The organism is Asanoa sp. NPDC049573, from assembly GCF_040676615.1.
Classification (GTDB): Bacteria; Actinomycetota; Actinomycetes; order Mycobacteriales; family Micromonosporaceae; genus Asanoa.
Genome location: NZ_JBFAPI010000005.1, coordinates 306,106 through 320,140, shown reverse-complemented (window position 1 = coordinate 320,140; position 14,035 = coordinate 306,106). Strand labels below are relative to the sequence as shown.

The 14,035-nt window shown below is 72.9% G+C and carries 16 protein-coding genes and 1 tRNA gene; 6 read left to right on the top strand and 11 right to left on the bottom strand.

The window, feature by feature from the left end:
- Positions 1–615: transketolase C-terminal domain-containing protein (locus tag AB0J74_RS14490; RefSeq protein WP_363448201.1), on the top strand; the 615-nt coding region annotated here is incomplete at its 5' end.
- Between the two features lie 5 nt (positions 616–620).
- Here AB0J74_RS14490 and AB0J74_RS14485 read toward each other — a convergent pair.
- Positions 621–696, bottom strand: a tRNA-Asn gene (locus tag AB0J74_RS14485).
- 253 nt (positions 697–949) lie between these two features.
- On the opposite strand from AB0J74_RS14485, the gene AB0J74_RS14480 reads away from it, so the two are divergent.
- A complete protein-coding gene (locus tag AB0J74_RS14480) occupies positions 950–1,267 on the top strand; it encodes a hypothetical protein (RefSeq protein ID WP_363448200.1) in 318 nt (105 codons plus the stop codon).
- Positions 1,268–1,328: 61 nt separating this feature from the next.
- Here the strand turns inward: AB0J74_RS14480 and AB0J74_RS14475 are convergent, their stop codons facing one another.
- Complete coding sequence (locus AB0J74_RS14475) at positions 1,329–2,336, bottom strand: sugar phosphate isomerase/epimerase family protein (protein WP_363448199.1); 1,008 nt, start codon at positions 2,334–2,336, stop codon at positions 1,329–1,331.
- Between the two features lie 324 nt (positions 2,337–2,660).
- On the opposite strand from AB0J74_RS14475, the gene AB0J74_RS14470 reads away from it, so the two are divergent.
- Both AB0J74_RS14470 and AB0J74_RS14465 read left to right on the top strand, forming a co-directional pair.
- Positions 2,661–3,599 carry a Gfo/Idh/MocA family oxidoreductase gene (locus AB0J74_RS14470; protein WP_363448198.1) on the top strand — a complete coding sequence of 313 codons (939 nt, stop codon included), beginning with the start codon at positions 2,661–2,663 and terminating at the stop codon, positions 3,597–3,599.
- 49 nt (positions 3,600–3,648) lie between these two features.
- A complete protein-coding gene (locus AB0J74_RS14465) occupies positions 3,649–4,842 on the top strand; it encodes an ATP-binding protein (protein WP_363448197.1) in 1,194 nt (397 codons plus the stop codon).
- Here AB0J74_RS14465 and AB0J74_RS14460 read toward each other — a convergent pair.
- The 4 genes from AB0J74_RS14460 to AB0J74_RS14445 form a co-directional block, all read right to left on the bottom strand.
- Entirely contained in the window at positions 4,839–5,261 is a 423-nt protein-coding gene (locus AB0J74_RS14460; RefSeq protein ID WP_363448196.1) for a hypothetical protein, read from the bottom strand. The two genes, AB0J74_RS14465 and AB0J74_RS14460, sit on opposite strands and share 4 nt — an antisense overlap.
- 106 nt (positions 5,262–5,367) lie before the next feature.
- Positions 5,368–5,715, bottom strand: coding sequence for a cupin domain-containing protein (locus tag AB0J74_RS14455; RefSeq protein WP_363448195.1), 348 nt, complete (start codon positions 5,713–5,715; stop codon positions 5,368–5,370).
- Positions 5,716–5,724: 9 nt separating this feature from the next.
- On the bottom strand, positions 5,725–6,687 hold the full coding sequence (locus AB0J74_RS14450) for an aldo/keto reductase (RefSeq protein WP_363448194.1): 963 nt from the start codon (positions 6,685–6,687) through the stop codon (positions 5,725–5,727).
- Complete coding sequence (locus tag AB0J74_RS14445) at positions 6,688–7,800, bottom strand: MFS transporter (protein WP_363448193.1); 1,113 nt, start codon at positions 7,798–7,800, stop codon at positions 6,688–6,690.
- A 97-nt stretch (positions 7,801–7,897) separates the two neighbouring features.
- Between AB0J74_RS14445 and AB0J74_RS14440 the strand changes: the two genes are divergently transcribed.
- Positions 7,898–8,875: a helix-turn-helix domain-containing protein gene (locus AB0J74_RS14440; RefSeq protein ID WP_363448192.1), complete on the top strand. Its 978-nt coding sequence runs from the start codon at positions 7,898–7,900 to the stop codon at positions 8,873–8,875.
- On the opposite strand, the gene AB0J74_RS14435 is transcribed toward AB0J74_RS14440, so the two are convergent.
- A complete protein-coding gene (locus AB0J74_RS14435; protein WP_363448191.1) occupies positions 8,872–9,486 on the bottom strand; it encodes an LUD domain-containing protein in 615 nt (204 codons plus the stop codon). The two genes, AB0J74_RS14440 and AB0J74_RS14435, sit on opposite strands and share 4 nt — an antisense overlap.
- 86 nt (positions 9,487–9,572) lie before the next feature.
- On the opposite strand from AB0J74_RS14435, the gene sigJ reads away from it, so the two are divergent.
- A complete protein-coding gene (gene sigJ, locus AB0J74_RS14430; protein WP_363448190.1) occupies positions 9,573–10,439 on the top strand; it encodes an RNA polymerase sigma factor SigJ in 867 nt (288 codons plus the stop codon).
- On the opposite strand, the gene AB0J74_RS14425 is transcribed toward sigJ, so the two are convergent.
- From AB0J74_RS14425 to AB0J74_RS14410, 4 genes are read right to left on the bottom strand one after another with little or no spacing between them, the layout of a single operon-like run.
- Entirely contained in the window at positions 10,429–11,073 is a 645-nt protein-coding gene (locus tag AB0J74_RS14425) for a response regulator transcription factor (RefSeq protein WP_363448189.1), read from the bottom strand. The two genes, sigJ and AB0J74_RS14425, sit on opposite strands and share 11 nt — an antisense overlap.
- Positions 11,074–11,088: 15 nt before the next feature.
- Positions 11,089–12,414 (bottom strand): sensor domain-containing protein, encoded by a 1,326-nt coding sequence (locus AB0J74_RS14420; RefSeq protein WP_363448188.1) that lies wholly within the window; start codon positions 12,412–12,414, stop codon positions 11,089–11,091.
- Between the two features lie 17 nt (positions 12,415–12,431).
- Complete coding sequence (locus AB0J74_RS14415) at positions 12,432–13,202, bottom strand: ABC transporter permease (protein WP_363448187.1); 771 nt, start codon at positions 13,200–13,202, stop codon at positions 12,432–12,434.
- Complete coding sequence (locus tag AB0J74_RS14410) at positions 13,199–13,924, bottom strand: ATP-binding cassette domain-containing protein (RefSeq protein ID WP_363448186.1); 726 nt, start codon at positions 13,922–13,924, stop codon at positions 13,199–13,201. Before AB0J74_RS14410 ends, AB0J74_RS14415 begins: the two co-directional genes overlap by 4 nt.
- Between the last annotated feature and the right edge of the window lie 111 nt (positions 13,925–14,035).

The window sequence follows — 14,035 nt, the reverse complement described above, 5'->3', positions numbered from 1 at the left end:
GGTCCCGGCCAGGCGCCGGCCTCCGGCGGCCAGGTCTCCGAATCCGGCGGTCCCGGCCAGGCGCCGGCCTCCGGCGGCCAGGTCTCCGAATCCGGCGGTCCCGGCCAGGCGCCGGCCTCCGGCGGCCAGGTCTCCGAATCCGGCAGTGCCGGGCAGGTGCCGGCCTCCGGCGGTGCTGGGCAGTCGCCGGCCCACGGCGGTACCGGGCAGGTGGCGGCCTCCGGTGGGGCTGGGCCGCCTGAACCGGGTGCCGAGGGCGTACTCGTGCTGGCTGTTGGGCCGTTGGCGGCCGCGGCGCTGGTGGCGGCGGAGCGGCTGGATGCGGCGGTGACCGTCGTGGACCCGCGGTGGCTGTTGCCGGTCGATCCGGAGCTGGTCGCGGCCGCGGCCGGGCAGCGGCTCGTGGTGACCGTCGAAGACAACGGGGCGCACGGTGGGTATGGCGACGCGGTGTCACGGGCGCTGCGCGGTGCCGGGTCGCACGTGCCGGTGCGGTCGCTGGCGCTGCCGCAGCGGTTCCTGGCGCACGGCTCGCGAAGCGCGATCTTGAAGGCAAGGGGGCTCGACGCGGAGAACATCGCCGATGCGGTGCGGCGGGAGCTGCCGCGGACCTGATGAGGTGGCTCCCCCGTTTGGACTCGAACCAAAAACCTGCCGGTTAACAGCCGGCTGCTCTGCCAATTGAGCTACGGGGGATCGCTGCCTGCGGCGTGGTTTCCCGCACCGCGCGACCGGTACGAGAGTACAGGATGCGGGCTGTTTCGGGGGCATCGGGTGGGGGTACGACACGCTCTGCGGTGCGTTCGGCCCCGCTGGCGTCGAAAATAGGGCAAATTAGTCAGATAGCCCTTCCGACGCATGGGTCGGTTGCACGATGGGTAGGTAACCGGGGACAACAAACGTCGCCGTGCACGCGGGTCAACGCGTCCGGCACACGGAAGGAGCCGCAATGCGCGGAAAGCTTTGGTTCGTCGGCGGGCTCGCCGCCGGCTTCGTCCTGGGCGCCCGCGCGGGCCGGGAGAAGTACGAAGAGATCGTCCAGCAGGCCCGCAAGATGATGGACCACCCGACGGTGCAGGAGGCCAAGGGCACCGCCCAGGCCCAGGCCAACCGACTGGTGTCCGAGGGCAAGGACCGGCTCAGCCACACCAAGATCGGCGAGAAGATGAGCACCAGCTCCGGCACCGGCAACGGCGCCAACACCAGTGAACTCACCTCGTCGACGACGTCGGCCTCGTCGGCGGCACCCACCAAGCCCATGCCCTGACGTGGGCTTGGGCGTTGACAGGGCCCCTCGCCGTTAGCCGGCGAGGGGCCCTTCGTCACGCCTAGTCCTTGCTGGAGAACGCGGCGTCGAACGCGGCGCTGGGCGCATCGAACGCCAGGCGGCGCACGAACTGGAGGGCCTCGGGCGCGCCGACCAGGCGGTCCATGCCGGCGTCTTCCCACTCGATCGAGATCGGGCCGTCGTAGCCGATCGCGTTGAGCGCCCGGAAGCAGTCTTCCCAGGGCACGTCACCGTGGCCGGTGGAGACGAAGTCCCAACCGCGCCGCATGTCGGCCCAGGGCAGGTGCGAGCTGAGCCGGCCACGGCGGCCGTCTCCGGTGCGTACCTTCGCGTCCTTGCAGTCGACGTGGTAGATCCGGTCCTGGAAGTCGAAGATGAAGTTGACCGGGTCGAGTTCCTGCCACACGAAGTGCGACGGGTCCCAGTTGAGCCCGAACGCCGGCCGGTCGCCGATCGCCTCGAGGGTGCGCTTGGTCGTGTAGTAGTCGTACGCGATCTCGCTCGGGTGCACCTCGTGTGCGAACCGCACGCCCACCTCGTCGAACACGTCGAGGATGGGGTTGAACCGGTTGGCGAAGTCTTCGTAGCCCTTCTCGATCATCGACGGCGGCACCGGCGGGAACATGGCCAGCGTGTGCCAGATCGACGACCCGGTGAACCCGACGACGGTCTTGACGCCCAGCTTGGCGGCCGCGCGGGCGGTGTTCTTGATCTCGTCGGCGGCCCGCTGCCGGACACCTTCGGGCTCCCCGTCGCCCCAGATGCGGGCGGGCAGGATGTCCTGGTGGCGCTCGTCGATCGGGTGGTCGCAGACCGCCTGGCCGACCAGGTGGTTGGAGATCGCGAAGACCTGCAGGTTGTATTTGGCCAGGGTCTCCCGCTTGCGGTCGACGTAGCCGTCTTCGTTGACCGCCTTGTCGACGTCGAAGTGGTCGCCCCAACAGGCGATCTCGAGCCCGTCGTAGCCCCACTCGGAGGCCAGCCGGCACACCTCTTCGAACGGCAGGTCGGCCCACTGGCCGGTGAAGAGCGTGATGGGTCGCGCCATTGTCCTTCTTCTCCCTGTGAGTGACCCGGGATCCTGGTGGTGGACAGGCGCGAGGAGACCGTCCGACGGTCCGTCGCCACCACGTCGGCGGGTCGACGTGCCTTACGCCCGGGCGGGTTGCGCCTCCCGCCCGGCCGCCGGCCGCGTCCGCGGCAGCGAACCTCACTCTAGATCGGTTCGAGACGGCGCGGAAGGTCCGGCAGCCTGCCGGGCGGCGAAGATCCGAAACGCGCTCCGGCGACCGCACCGGGCTAGTAATTTCGGTGCGGTGGGTGGCGATCTCGAACTGATCCAGGATCCGGCGACCGCCGTCTCCGGGCCGGCATGAGCCAGGTCGGCGTCGGCATCGTCGGCACGGGCTACATCGCCTCGGCCGGTCACCGGCCGGCGGTGGCGGCCTCGCCCGGCGCCCGGCTGGCGGCGGTCCTGTCGCGGGACGAGTCGTCGGCGCGCGCCTTCGACCCCGACGCCCACCCTTATGACGACCTGGCCGCGTTCCTGGCCGATCCGGCCGTCGACCTGGTCGTCGTCGCGTTGCCGGACGCCCTGCATTTTCCACAGGCGCAGGCGAGCCTGCGGGCCGGCAAGCACGTGCTGGTGGAGAAGCCGATCGCGCTGAGCGAGGCCGAGGCCCGGTCGCTCGTGGACCTGGCCGCGGCCCAGGACCTGGTGCTGGCCAGCGGTTATCACCTCCGCTGCCACCCCGGCCACCAGGCGCTCCGCGAGCGGGTCCTGGCCGGGGCGCTGGGCCCGCTGCGCCACCTGCGGGCGATGTGGTCCTACCCGATGCCCGACTCGAACTGGCGGGCCCGGAGCGAGTCCGCGCGGTGGTGGTCGCTGTCGGCCACCGCCACCCACTGTCTCGACCTGGCCCGCTGGTTCGCCGCCGACATGGACGACTGGGCCCAGCTCAGGTCGGTCCTGGCCAACACGAAGTGGCAGGCACCGCGCGACGAGACGGCCGCCATCGCCGCGCAGCTCCGGTCGGGCCCGACGGTCGAGGTGCTCAGCACGATCCAGTTCGCCGAGTACACCCGCCTGGAACTCTTCGGCGACGACGGCATCGCGGTCTGCGCCGGCACCCTCGGCCCGGACGGTGCGGGTGAGATCACGCTCAACGGCGAGCCGCTCGCGTTCACGCCGGGCAGCCCGTTCGTGCCGCAACTGGCCGGTGTCCTCGACGCCATCGCGGGCCGGCGCCCACCGGCGGCCGACGGCGCCGCCGGCCTGCGGGCCGTGCGCGACCTGGAACTGGCCGGCTAGCGCGCCATGGCAAGGGTGGTGGCAAGGCGGTGCGGGGATGCTTGCGGGTGTGGTCACCGCCCCTCCCGATCCGACGGGGGTCGACTCCGTCGACGGGTTCATCCGGGAGTTGCGGCTGCTGAAGATCTGGGCGGGTGACCCGCCCCTGCGGCGGCTCGCCCGTGACAGCGGGCTGGCCCGGAGCACGCTGGGCGACCTCCTGAGCCCGCACCGCACCCGGCTGCCGTCGCTCGACCTGGTGCTGCGCTACGTGCACGTCTGCGGTGTGACCGGCGAGCGGGCGGCGGCCTGGCGGTCGGCGTGGCGCGAGGTCTACGCGGGCGACCGCGCCGGGCCGGGCGGCGCCGCACGCCCGTCCGTGGTGCCCCGCCAGCTCCCGGCCGGGGCGGCACGGCTGGCTGGCCGGGACACCGACCTCGCCGTGCTCGACCGGTTGGCCGCGGAGCCCGGCCCGATCCTGGTCACCGGCATGCCGGGCGTCGGCAAGACCGCCCTGGCCGTCGCCTGGGCGCGGCGCGCCGCCGGGCAGTACCCCGACGGCCAGCTCTACGCGAACCTGCGCGGCGTCGACCCGGCCCGGCCCCCGGCCGACGCCGGCGCGGTCCTGCACGGGCTTCTCACCGCGCTCGACATCCCGCCGGTGCGCATCCCGCCGGATCCCGACGCGCGGGCGGCCCTCTACCGCAGCGTCCTGGCCGCCCGCCGGGTGCTCGTCGTCCTGGACAACGCGGCGTCCGTGGAACAGGTGCGGCCGCTCCTGCCGGCCACCTCGACCTGTCTTGTCACCAGCCGGACGCAGCTCACCGGACTGGTGATCGCCGAGGGTGCCCGCACACTCCCCCTCGACGTGCTCACGCCCTCGGCCGCGCGGCGGCTGCTGGGCGGCCGGGCCGCTCCGGTGGCCGACCCGTGTGCCGGGCTGCCGCTGGCGTTGACCGCGGCGGCGGCCCGGCTCGCGCAGCAGCCGGGCCTGACCCCGGCCGCCCTCGCCGCCGAGCTCCGGCTCGCTCCGCTGGACGCGCTGGCCACGGACGATCCGGCGACGAACCTGCGTACGGCGTTCCTGCTGTCCTACCGGCGGCTCAGCGACGCGGCCCAGCGGCAGTTCCGCCGGCCAGGAACGGACCGCGCCGCCATGCGCGAGCTGGCCCGCGCGCATCTGGCCGGTCCCCATCCGCTGCTGCGCCGCTTCGCCGCCGAACTGGAGGACCGGCCGCAGCCGGTCCTCCAGGTGGCCAGCTAGCAGTCAGCCCCGGTGCTGGTGCTGATCCATGGTGTCCAGTCGGTCCAGTAGCGGGTCGGGCCGTTATCGCCACCGTCCTGCTCGTACATCCGGAAATGCACGCACGACCCTTCCTCGTGGTCGAACGTGCACTCGACCCAGTGCCCGGCGGTCTCGGTGTTGGCGCACCAGCGGACCTTGCCGTAGAGCGTCTCGATCTCGACCCGGGCGCTCCAGCCGTCACCGACCCCGTCGTACACCCACTGGTCGTCGCCGTCCCACTCGTAGCACGTGTCGCCGTAGTAGGGGTTGACCGTGTGGAAGTAGCGGCATCCCGCGGGCGGTTCCTTCGCCGCGGCCTGCGCCGGTGCGCCGAAGAAGACCGCTGCCGGCAGCGCGAGCAGCAGGGCCGATAGCACCGTCACGAGTTTTCTCCGCACGTGCGGCTCCCTTCCTAGGAGTGATCCTCGCTGCCGACGCTGCCAAAACCCGTCGATGTCCAGCAATCGTTTCGGACACGTCCGGACACGCCCGGACGCCGCCGCGTCAGGCCGGTTTCTCGAACCACTCCGTGATCATGTGGTCGTTGGTGTGGATGCAGGTCATCCGCAGCGGGCCGTCCGACGAGGCGGTGAAGCCGTGCAGTTCACCGGCCGGCACGACGACGACCGAGCCACCGGACGCCTCGATGGTCTCGTCGCCGGCCAGGAAGGACCCGGACCCTTCGTGCAGGACGAACACCTCGGCGTACGGGTGGGTGTGCGGCCCCGGACCGTGCCCGGGCGGGCTCGCCTGGATGAAGAACGAGATCGGCACGTCGCCGTGGTCGCGACCCAGGAACGTGCGCGACCGGTCGTTCCCTGGAAGTTCTCCGTTCTGGATGTGTAATGCCATGCGGTGACGCTAGTACGGAAGAAGTTCGTGCGACCGGTACGGGGCTTCCATGCTGGTCAATTCGTCGGCCGTGAGTGCCACCTCGACCGCGGCCACGGCGTCGTCGACGTGCTCGGGCCTCGTCGCGCCGACGATCGGCGCGGCCACCATGGGCTTGGCCATCGTCCAGGCCAGCGCAACCTGGGCGGCCGGCACGCCGCGCGCGGCGGCCACCGCGCGCACCGCCGCCAGCACGTCCCGATCGTTCTCGGGCGGGGTGCGGGAGGCGGCCGCGTCCGCACGCGATCGTGGCGTCGAGGCCGGCCGGGCGGCGAGCGCACCCCTCGCCAGCGGGCTGTAGGGCAGCACCCCCAGACCCTGGTCCGCGCAGAACGGAAGCACCTCCCGTTCCTCCTCGCGGTAAACCAGGTTGTATCTGGTCTGCATCGAGACGAACCCGGTCCAGCCGGCCGCCCGCGCGGTGAACTGGGCGGTCGCCAGTTGCCACGCGCGCATCAGCGACGCACCGAGATAGCGCACCTTGCCGGCCCGTACGAGATCGTGCAGGGCCGACATCGTCTCGTCGATCGGCGTGCCGTCGTCCCAGCGATGGATCTGGTAAAGGTCGATGTGGTCGGTGCCCAGCCGGGTCAGCGACGCGTCGACGGCGGCCATGATGTGCTTGCGGGACAGCCCGCGGCCGTTGGGGTCCGGTGTCATCGGGTAGAACACCTTGGTCGCGAGCACGTAGTCGTCGCGGCGTGGGAAGAACCTCGCCAGCAGCCGGCCGGTGATCTGTTCGCTGACGCCGGTGGAATACATGTCGGCAGTGTCGAAGAACGTCACACCGGCCTCGACGGCCCGCCGCACGATCGGCTCGGCCCGTTCCTCCGGCAGCACCCACGAGACCGCCGCCGGGTCGCCGTAGCTCATCATGCCCAGCGCGATCCTCGAGACCCGAAGCCCGGAACCGCCCAGTCTGGTGTACAACATCTACCGCTCGTTCCTGCTCAGGGCGAGCAGCGCCGCCGCGAGGGCGACCAGCACGCCGAAGACGGCCTGGTAGCCGAACGCGGTGATCACCGCGCCGGCCACCAGCGGGAAGGCCAGGATCACGAGCTGGAAGAGCAACCCGGCCAGCGGCAGCATCCGGGGGCGGTCGGCGGGCGGGGCGACGTTGACCGCGCGCGCCTGGATCGCCGGCAGGGCCAGCCCGTAGGCGCCACCGAGCACCGCCGACGCGGCCGCGTAACGGAACGGGCTCGTCGCCACCACCAGGAAGCCGGCCAGGGCCACCGCGATCCCGGCCGTGGCGACCACGAGCACTCCGTCGCGCAGGAACGGGGCCACGACGAGGCGCGCGACGATCACCGCCGCCGTGTAGCTCACGTAGAAGACGTCGAAACTCAGGCCCCGCGACTGCGCGAACGTCGCCTGGAAGCTGGTCATCGTGGTGAACAGGCAGGCCATGATCAAGATCATCACCAACGGGGTACGCGCCGGGGAGCGCACGATGTTCGCCAGGGCCGGGACGAGCGACACGCGGCCCGCAGGGCGCCCCGGCGACCGCACGAACACCAGCAGCCCGGCCGCGGTTGCCGCCAGGGCCGCCGCGACCGCGAACGTCCCGGGGTAGGACAGTCCCCTGCCGTGCAGCCAGCCGCCGAGGACGGGCCCGATCCCGAATCCCAACTGGATGGTCCCGGTCAGGTAGCCGATGTGGGCCGCACGCGCGTCGTCGGGAACCCGCTCGCTCACCACCATCGGCCCCACCGTGTAGACGACCGACCACGTCGCGCCCGACACGATCGTCAGCACCGCGAGCAGGCCGCCGAGCCGGTCGACGGTCGCCAGCGCCGCCGCCGCGCCGCCGTAGGCCAGCGAGGCCACGGCGAGCAGGACCGGCGGCCGGACCCGGTCCGGAAAGCTCAGCAGCGTGCCGAGGAAAGCCGCGGCCGGCACGGCGGCCAGCGCGGTGAGGACGCCGAACGTCGCCTCCGACCCGCCCAGGTGCTTGATCTGCAACGGCAACAGCAGCAGCATCCCGTACGCCGTCGCGACGGACAGGGTCGCGGTCAGCACCAGCGCCAGCGATGTCCGTCCCATCGGGTCAGTCTGTGGCCGCCCGCGCCGCCGGCGTCCGGGGCGAATCCGCCCGCCAGGCCGCATTTCCTGCCCGTCGCCGGTCTGCCAAGCTCGGAGAATGCCCACCGAGCCGTTGCGGATCACCAATGTCGCCGTGCCCGTCGCGGACGGGGTCGCGCCCTTCGAACTGGGCATCGCGTGCGAACTCTTCGGGCTCGACCGGTCCGACCAGGGCCTACCGCGCTACGAGTTCGGGCTCGCCTCCGTGCCCGGCGGCCCGGTGCGCACCACGGCCGGCTACCAGGTCGCGACCGGGCACGGCCTCGACCGCCTCGCCGACGCCGACCTGATCGTGCTGGTCGCCGGCGCCTGGGTGGAGACCGGGCCCGATCCGGCGCTGGTCGCGCACCTCTACGCCGCCCGCGACCGCGGCGCGCACCTGATGGCGATCTGCCGCGGCGCGTTCGTGCTGGCGGCGGCCGGCCTGCTCGACGGCCTGCCGGCCACCACGCACTGGCGCTGGACGGCCGAACTGGGCAGCCGCTACCCGAAGATCCGGCTCGACCCCGGTGTGCTCTACGTCGACGCGGGCGCCATCTCGACCTCGGCCGGCACGGCCGCTGGCATCGACCTCGGCCTGCACCTGCTCCGCCGGGCCCACGGCGCCGCGGTCGCCGCCGAGGTGGCCCGCCGGATGGTGGTGCCGCCGCACCGCGACGGCGGGCAGGCCCAGTACCTGCGCGCCCCGCTGCCGGCCGTCGCCGCCGCCGACCCGCTGCAGGACGCGATCACCTGGGCGATGGGCCGGCTCGACCAGCCGATCGCGGTGGCCGACCTGGCCCGCGAGGCGCGCCTCGCGCCGCGCACGTTCGCCCGGCTGTTCCGGCACGCCACCGGCACCACGCCGCACCGCTGGCTGACCAGCCAGCGGGTCGACCTCGTCCGGGAACTGCTGGAGACCACGGACCAGACCATCGAGGCCCTCGCCCGGGTCGCGGGTTTCGGCAGCGTCGACACGTTGCGGGCCCAGTTCACCCGCCAGGTCGGCGCGGCGCCGGCCCAGTACCGGCGGACGTTCGGCATGCGCCGGGACTAGAAACCGATGGCTTCCCGGAGCAGCAGCACCGTTCCGCGGCCGGGCTGCGGTTCGGCGTTCAGGACGAGGATGCGGTTGAGCGCGCTGGGCTGCCCGTACGCCGTCATGGCCCGGTTGTTCTCCAGCGGCAGGCAGTGCTCCTCGACGCGGCGCAGCGCGGTGGCCAGGTCGGGCACCACCTTCTGCGCGCCGACGATCCAGATCGCCTGGCCGGCGCCGCCGGCGTAGCCGGGCAGTTGGCCGCCGCTGGCCGAGCCGGCGACCAGGGAGCCGGTCTCGGTGACCGCGGCGACGCTGCCCACGATCACGTCGGGGCTGCCGATCGTCGCCCAGATCTCGCGGGCGCTGGTCTCGCGGTCCATGCCGCGGGTGCGACCCTTGATCGCGTCGTACCGACCGCTCGTGGTGATGTCGTCCTCGATGCCGGACAGCCGCAGGGTCTCGCTGGCCCCGGTGAACACGCTGGCGCCGGCCGGGATCAGGTCCCTGACCCGCGCCCGCGCGGCGGCGGCGTCGTCGAGGATCTCGACGGCGAAGTTGTGCGCGGTCAGCGCGGCGGCCGCGCGCTCGAGGCGGTCGGCGGGCGCCGGGTCGGTGAATGCTGAAGTCATGCCAGTTCGACAATCCGGCCCGGCGGAATGTCAGGCCTCACGTTCCGGGGCGCTGTCTTGTCGAACAGGTGACGGGAGGGGCCGAGATGATCAGTGAGCGTCGTCAGTTGATCAATGTGGCCTACCGGCTGCTGGGCTCCCTGTCCGAAGCCGAGGACGCGGTCCAGGAGAGCTATGCCCGCTGGTACGCCCTGCCCGCACGCGACCGGGAGGCCATCGAGTCGCCCGGCGCCTGGCTGACGACGGTCACCAGTCGCATCTGCCTCAACCTGCTCGGCTCGGCACGGGTCAGACGGGAGAGCTACGTGGGCGACTGGATTCCGGAGCCGCTGCCCGGCGACAACGAGACGCCCGACCCGGCGGACCGGGTCACCCTGGACGAGTCGGTGGGCATGGCCTTCCTCGTCGTGCTGGAGTCGATGACCCCGGCCGAGCGCGTGGCGTTCATCCTCCACGACGTCTTCCGTTATCCGTTCGCCGACGTGGCCGAGGTGCTCGGCCGGACGCCGGCGGCCTGCCGCCAACTGGCCTCGTCGGCCCGCCGCCGGATCCGCGCGGCCCGGGAGCCGGCGACGCCGCGCGGCCGGCAGGCCGCCGTGGTCAGGGCCTTCAAGGCGGCCTGGGAGGCACAGGACATCGACGCCCTGGTCGGCCTTCTGGACACCGGCGCCACGGCGACTGCCGACGGCGGGGGCCTGGCCACCACGTTCCTGGAACCCATCGTGGGCGGCGAGCAGATCGCCCGCGCCTGGATCGAGATCGCCCGGCGCGCGGTCGGCACGATGACGTTCGTCGAGCACCCGGTCAACGGTCAGCCCGGTGTGGTGGCCCAGCAGGACGGCGTCACCGCGACCGTCTTCGCGTTCGACGTCGCCGGCGACAAGATCAAGCACATCTGGGTGGTACGCAATCCGGAGAAGCTCCGCGCCTGGGTCGCCGGCCCTAGCGGCTGACGTGGCGGAGCACGGCCAGGACCCGGCGGTTGTCGCTGTCCGACGACGGCAGGCCGAGTTTGGCGAAGATGCTCGCCACGTGCTTCTCCACGACCCCGGGCGTGATGACCAGAGCGGCGGCGATCCCGGCGTTGGACCGGCCTTCGGCCATCAGCGACAGCACGTCGCGCTCCCGCGGGGTCAGCGACGCCAACCCGGCCGTGTCGCGCCCGGCCCGCATCAGGTGGCCGACCACCTCCGGGTCCAAAGCGGTGCCGCCGGAGGCCACCCGGGTCAGGGCGTCCACGAAGTCGGCGACGTCGGCGACCCGGTCCTTGAGCAGGTAGCCGACCCCGGTCGGCCGGTCGGCGAGCAGCCGCGTCGCGTAGCGGGTCTCCACGTACTGCGAGAACATCAGCACGCCGACGTCCGGATGGTCGCGGCGGATGTCGATCGCGGCGCGCAGCCCCTCGTCGGTGTGCGTCGGTGGCATCCGGATGTCGATGATCGCCACGTCCGGTACGCAGCCGGCGATCGCGGACCGCAGCGCGTCCGGGTCGGCCACCGCGGCGCACACCTCGAAACCGCGGTCGGTGAGCAGCCGGACCAGGCCCTCGCGCATCATCGCGGCATCCTCCGCGATCACCACCCGCATCTCGTCGCCTCCCGGTCACACATAGCTGGGCAGTTCGATCCCGACCCGGGTCGGACCGCCGGGCGGGCTGTCCACGCGGATCCGGCCGTCGACCACGGCGAGTCGGCGGGCCAGGCCCGACAGGCCCGGACCGGCCGGGTCGGCCCCGCCGACGCCGTCGTCCTCGACGGTCAACGTCAGGCGCCCACCCGCGCCGACGACGCCGAGGCCGACCCGCGACGCCCGGCTGTGCTTGGCCGCGTTCGCGAGCAACTCGGCGGCGCAGAAGTAGGCGATGGTCTCGATCGCCGGCGCCGGGCGGTCGGGCAGGTCGACGTCGACCGCGACCGGGATGGCGCTGCTGGTCGCGAGCGTCGCCAGCGCGTCGCCGAGGCCGTTGTCGAGGACCGGCGGGTGGATACCGCGCACCAGGTCGCGCAGGTCGGCCAGCGCGTCCTTCGCGCCGCGGTGAGCGAGCACGACGAGTTCGCGGGCCTGGGCGAGGTCGGGCGGCGGGCCGTCGGCACCGAGCTTCTCGGTCGCCATGCCGAGGTTCATCGCGAGCGTGGCCAGCCGGATCTGGGTACCGTCGTGCAGGTCGCGTTCGAGCCGGCGCATCATCGCGGCCGCGTCGTCGATCGCCTGGGCCCGGGTGACCTGCAGTTGCCGCACCCGCTCGGCGAGACGGCGCGGGCCGAGCAGCCGGCGCATCGCGGCCACCTCGAGGGCCGTGGCCGCCCGCATCAGCCACGGTGCGACGTACAGCATGGCGAGCCCGGCCGCGGCGATCAGGAAGGTGCCGGCGAACGTCCGGGTGCCCAGGGTGCCGAACGGCGTCAGCGCCCGCACCGGCCCGAGGGTCGTGCCCGGCGGGTGGTTGCGGAACAGCGGCCACCACACCGGGTAGCTGAGGTTGACCAGGCCGAACACGTAGCAGAACGCGCCGTAGCCGGCCGGGATGGCCAGCGGCACCTTGAGCAGGCCGTAGCCGACGGCACGCCAGCCCGGGCCGTCGGCGACCAGGGCGCCGAGCCGCTTCGAGGGCCGCGGTGGCGGCGGGTCGACGCGCACGCCGAGCAGCCGGGCCGCCAGCGATCGCTGTGCGGCGCCCATCGCGCGCCCGATCGGTGCGGCCAGCACGACCAGGAGCGCGAGGGTGAGCGGGAACAGGACCAGGAACAGCGGTGCGACGGTGGGTGTTGGCCGGGTGGCCAGGGCGCCGCTGGCCCAGAGGACGAAGGCGCCCAGGGCCGGCACGGACGCCGGCACGGCCAGGACGGCGAGCGCGCCGGCCACGCCGGCGACACAGAACACCGCTTGGCGCAGGGCCAGGGTGGTGAACGGTGCGCGCAGCGCGGTCATCGGCCCATTGTCGCTGGTCACGCGTCGCGGTGCCGCAGCAGGAAGCCGCCGCACAGCACGGCGACCGCGGCATAACCGCACATCAGCAGCGCGCTGACCCAGCCGGCGAACAGCCCGGGGATGGGCGCGGTCACCGAGATCGAGTTGAGCAGCATCAGCAGCGGCACGAAGCGGCCGACCTGGATGCCGCTCTCGCCGAACAGCCCGGCCACGATCATCGGAACGAACATCAGGCCGAACAGCGTGCCGATCGCGGCGCCCGAGTGCCGCACGATCGTCCCGATGCCGACGCCGATCAAGGCGGTGGCACCGAGGTAGACGCCGGTCAGCAGGACCGCGCGCAGGATCGCCGGCTGGCCGAGGGACGCGGCCGGAATGGCGGTGCCGCGGATCGCCAGTTGCCCGGCCAGGTAGCCGGCGAAGCTCGCGAGCAGGCCGACGGTGAGGGCCGCACCACCGCACACCGCGACCTTGGCGGCCAGCACGGTCCGGCGCCGGGGCACGGCGGCCAGCGTCGAGCGGATCATCCCGGTGCCGTACTCGCCGGTCACGATCAGGACGCCGAGCGCGCCGAGCAGCAACTGGGCCGCGATGGCGCCGCCGAGGCTGTTGTTGAGGATCTGGGCGGCGGTGGCGACCGGGGTGTGCGATCGGTACCCGAGCCCCACCCCGGCCCCGGTCCCGGCCATCGCGACCACCGCCGCGACGGCCAGCCACCAGGTCGACCGGACGCTGGTCAGTTTGATCCGTTCCATCCGGGCCGCGTGCCGGAATCCGTACCCGTTCATGACGCTCCCACTCCGCGGTAGTCGGTGGCCTGCGAGGTGATCCGGAAGAACGCGTCCTCCAGGCTGTCGGCGCCGGCGGAGAGTTCGGCGACGGTCGTCTCGGCCAGCAGCCGGCCACGGCCGATCACCACCAGCCGGTCGGCGGTCAGCGCCATCTCGGCGATCAGGTGGCTCGACACGAACACCGTGCGGCCCTCGGCGGCCAGGCCGCGCAGCAGGTCCCGGATCCACCGGATGCCCTCCGGATCGAGCCCGTTGACCGGCTCGTCCAGCAGCAGGACGCCCGGGTCGCCGAGCAGGGCCACCGCGACGCCGAGCCGCTGGCGCATGCCGAGCGAGTAGGTGCCGGCCCGCCGCGTCGCCGCACCGGAGAGCCCGACGGTGCGCAACACCTGCTCGACCCGCGCACCGGGGATGTCGTTGCTGGCGGCCAGCGCGGTCAGGTGGGCGCGGGCGCTGCGGCCGGGATGGAACGCCCCGGCGTCCAGGAGCGCGCCTACGGTCCGCAACGGCCACGCCACCTTCGCGTACGGGACTCCCCCGATCAGTGCCTGGCCGTGATCCGGCGCGTCCAGGCCGAGGATCATCCGCATCGTCGTGGACTTGCCGGAACCGTTCGGTCCGAGGAAGCCGGTCACCACCCCCGGCCGGACCTGGACACTGAGCCCGTCGACGGCGACCCGCCGCCCGTAGCGTTTGGTGAGCTCACGTAGTTCGATCACACGATCGACGCTATTCGGGGTGGCCGGCGGCGGTAAGCCGGCAAGCACCCGGGTGCGGCTGGGGGTTTTCCGCCCCCCGTCCGGGATGGTGTCGTATCAGGGCGCGGACGC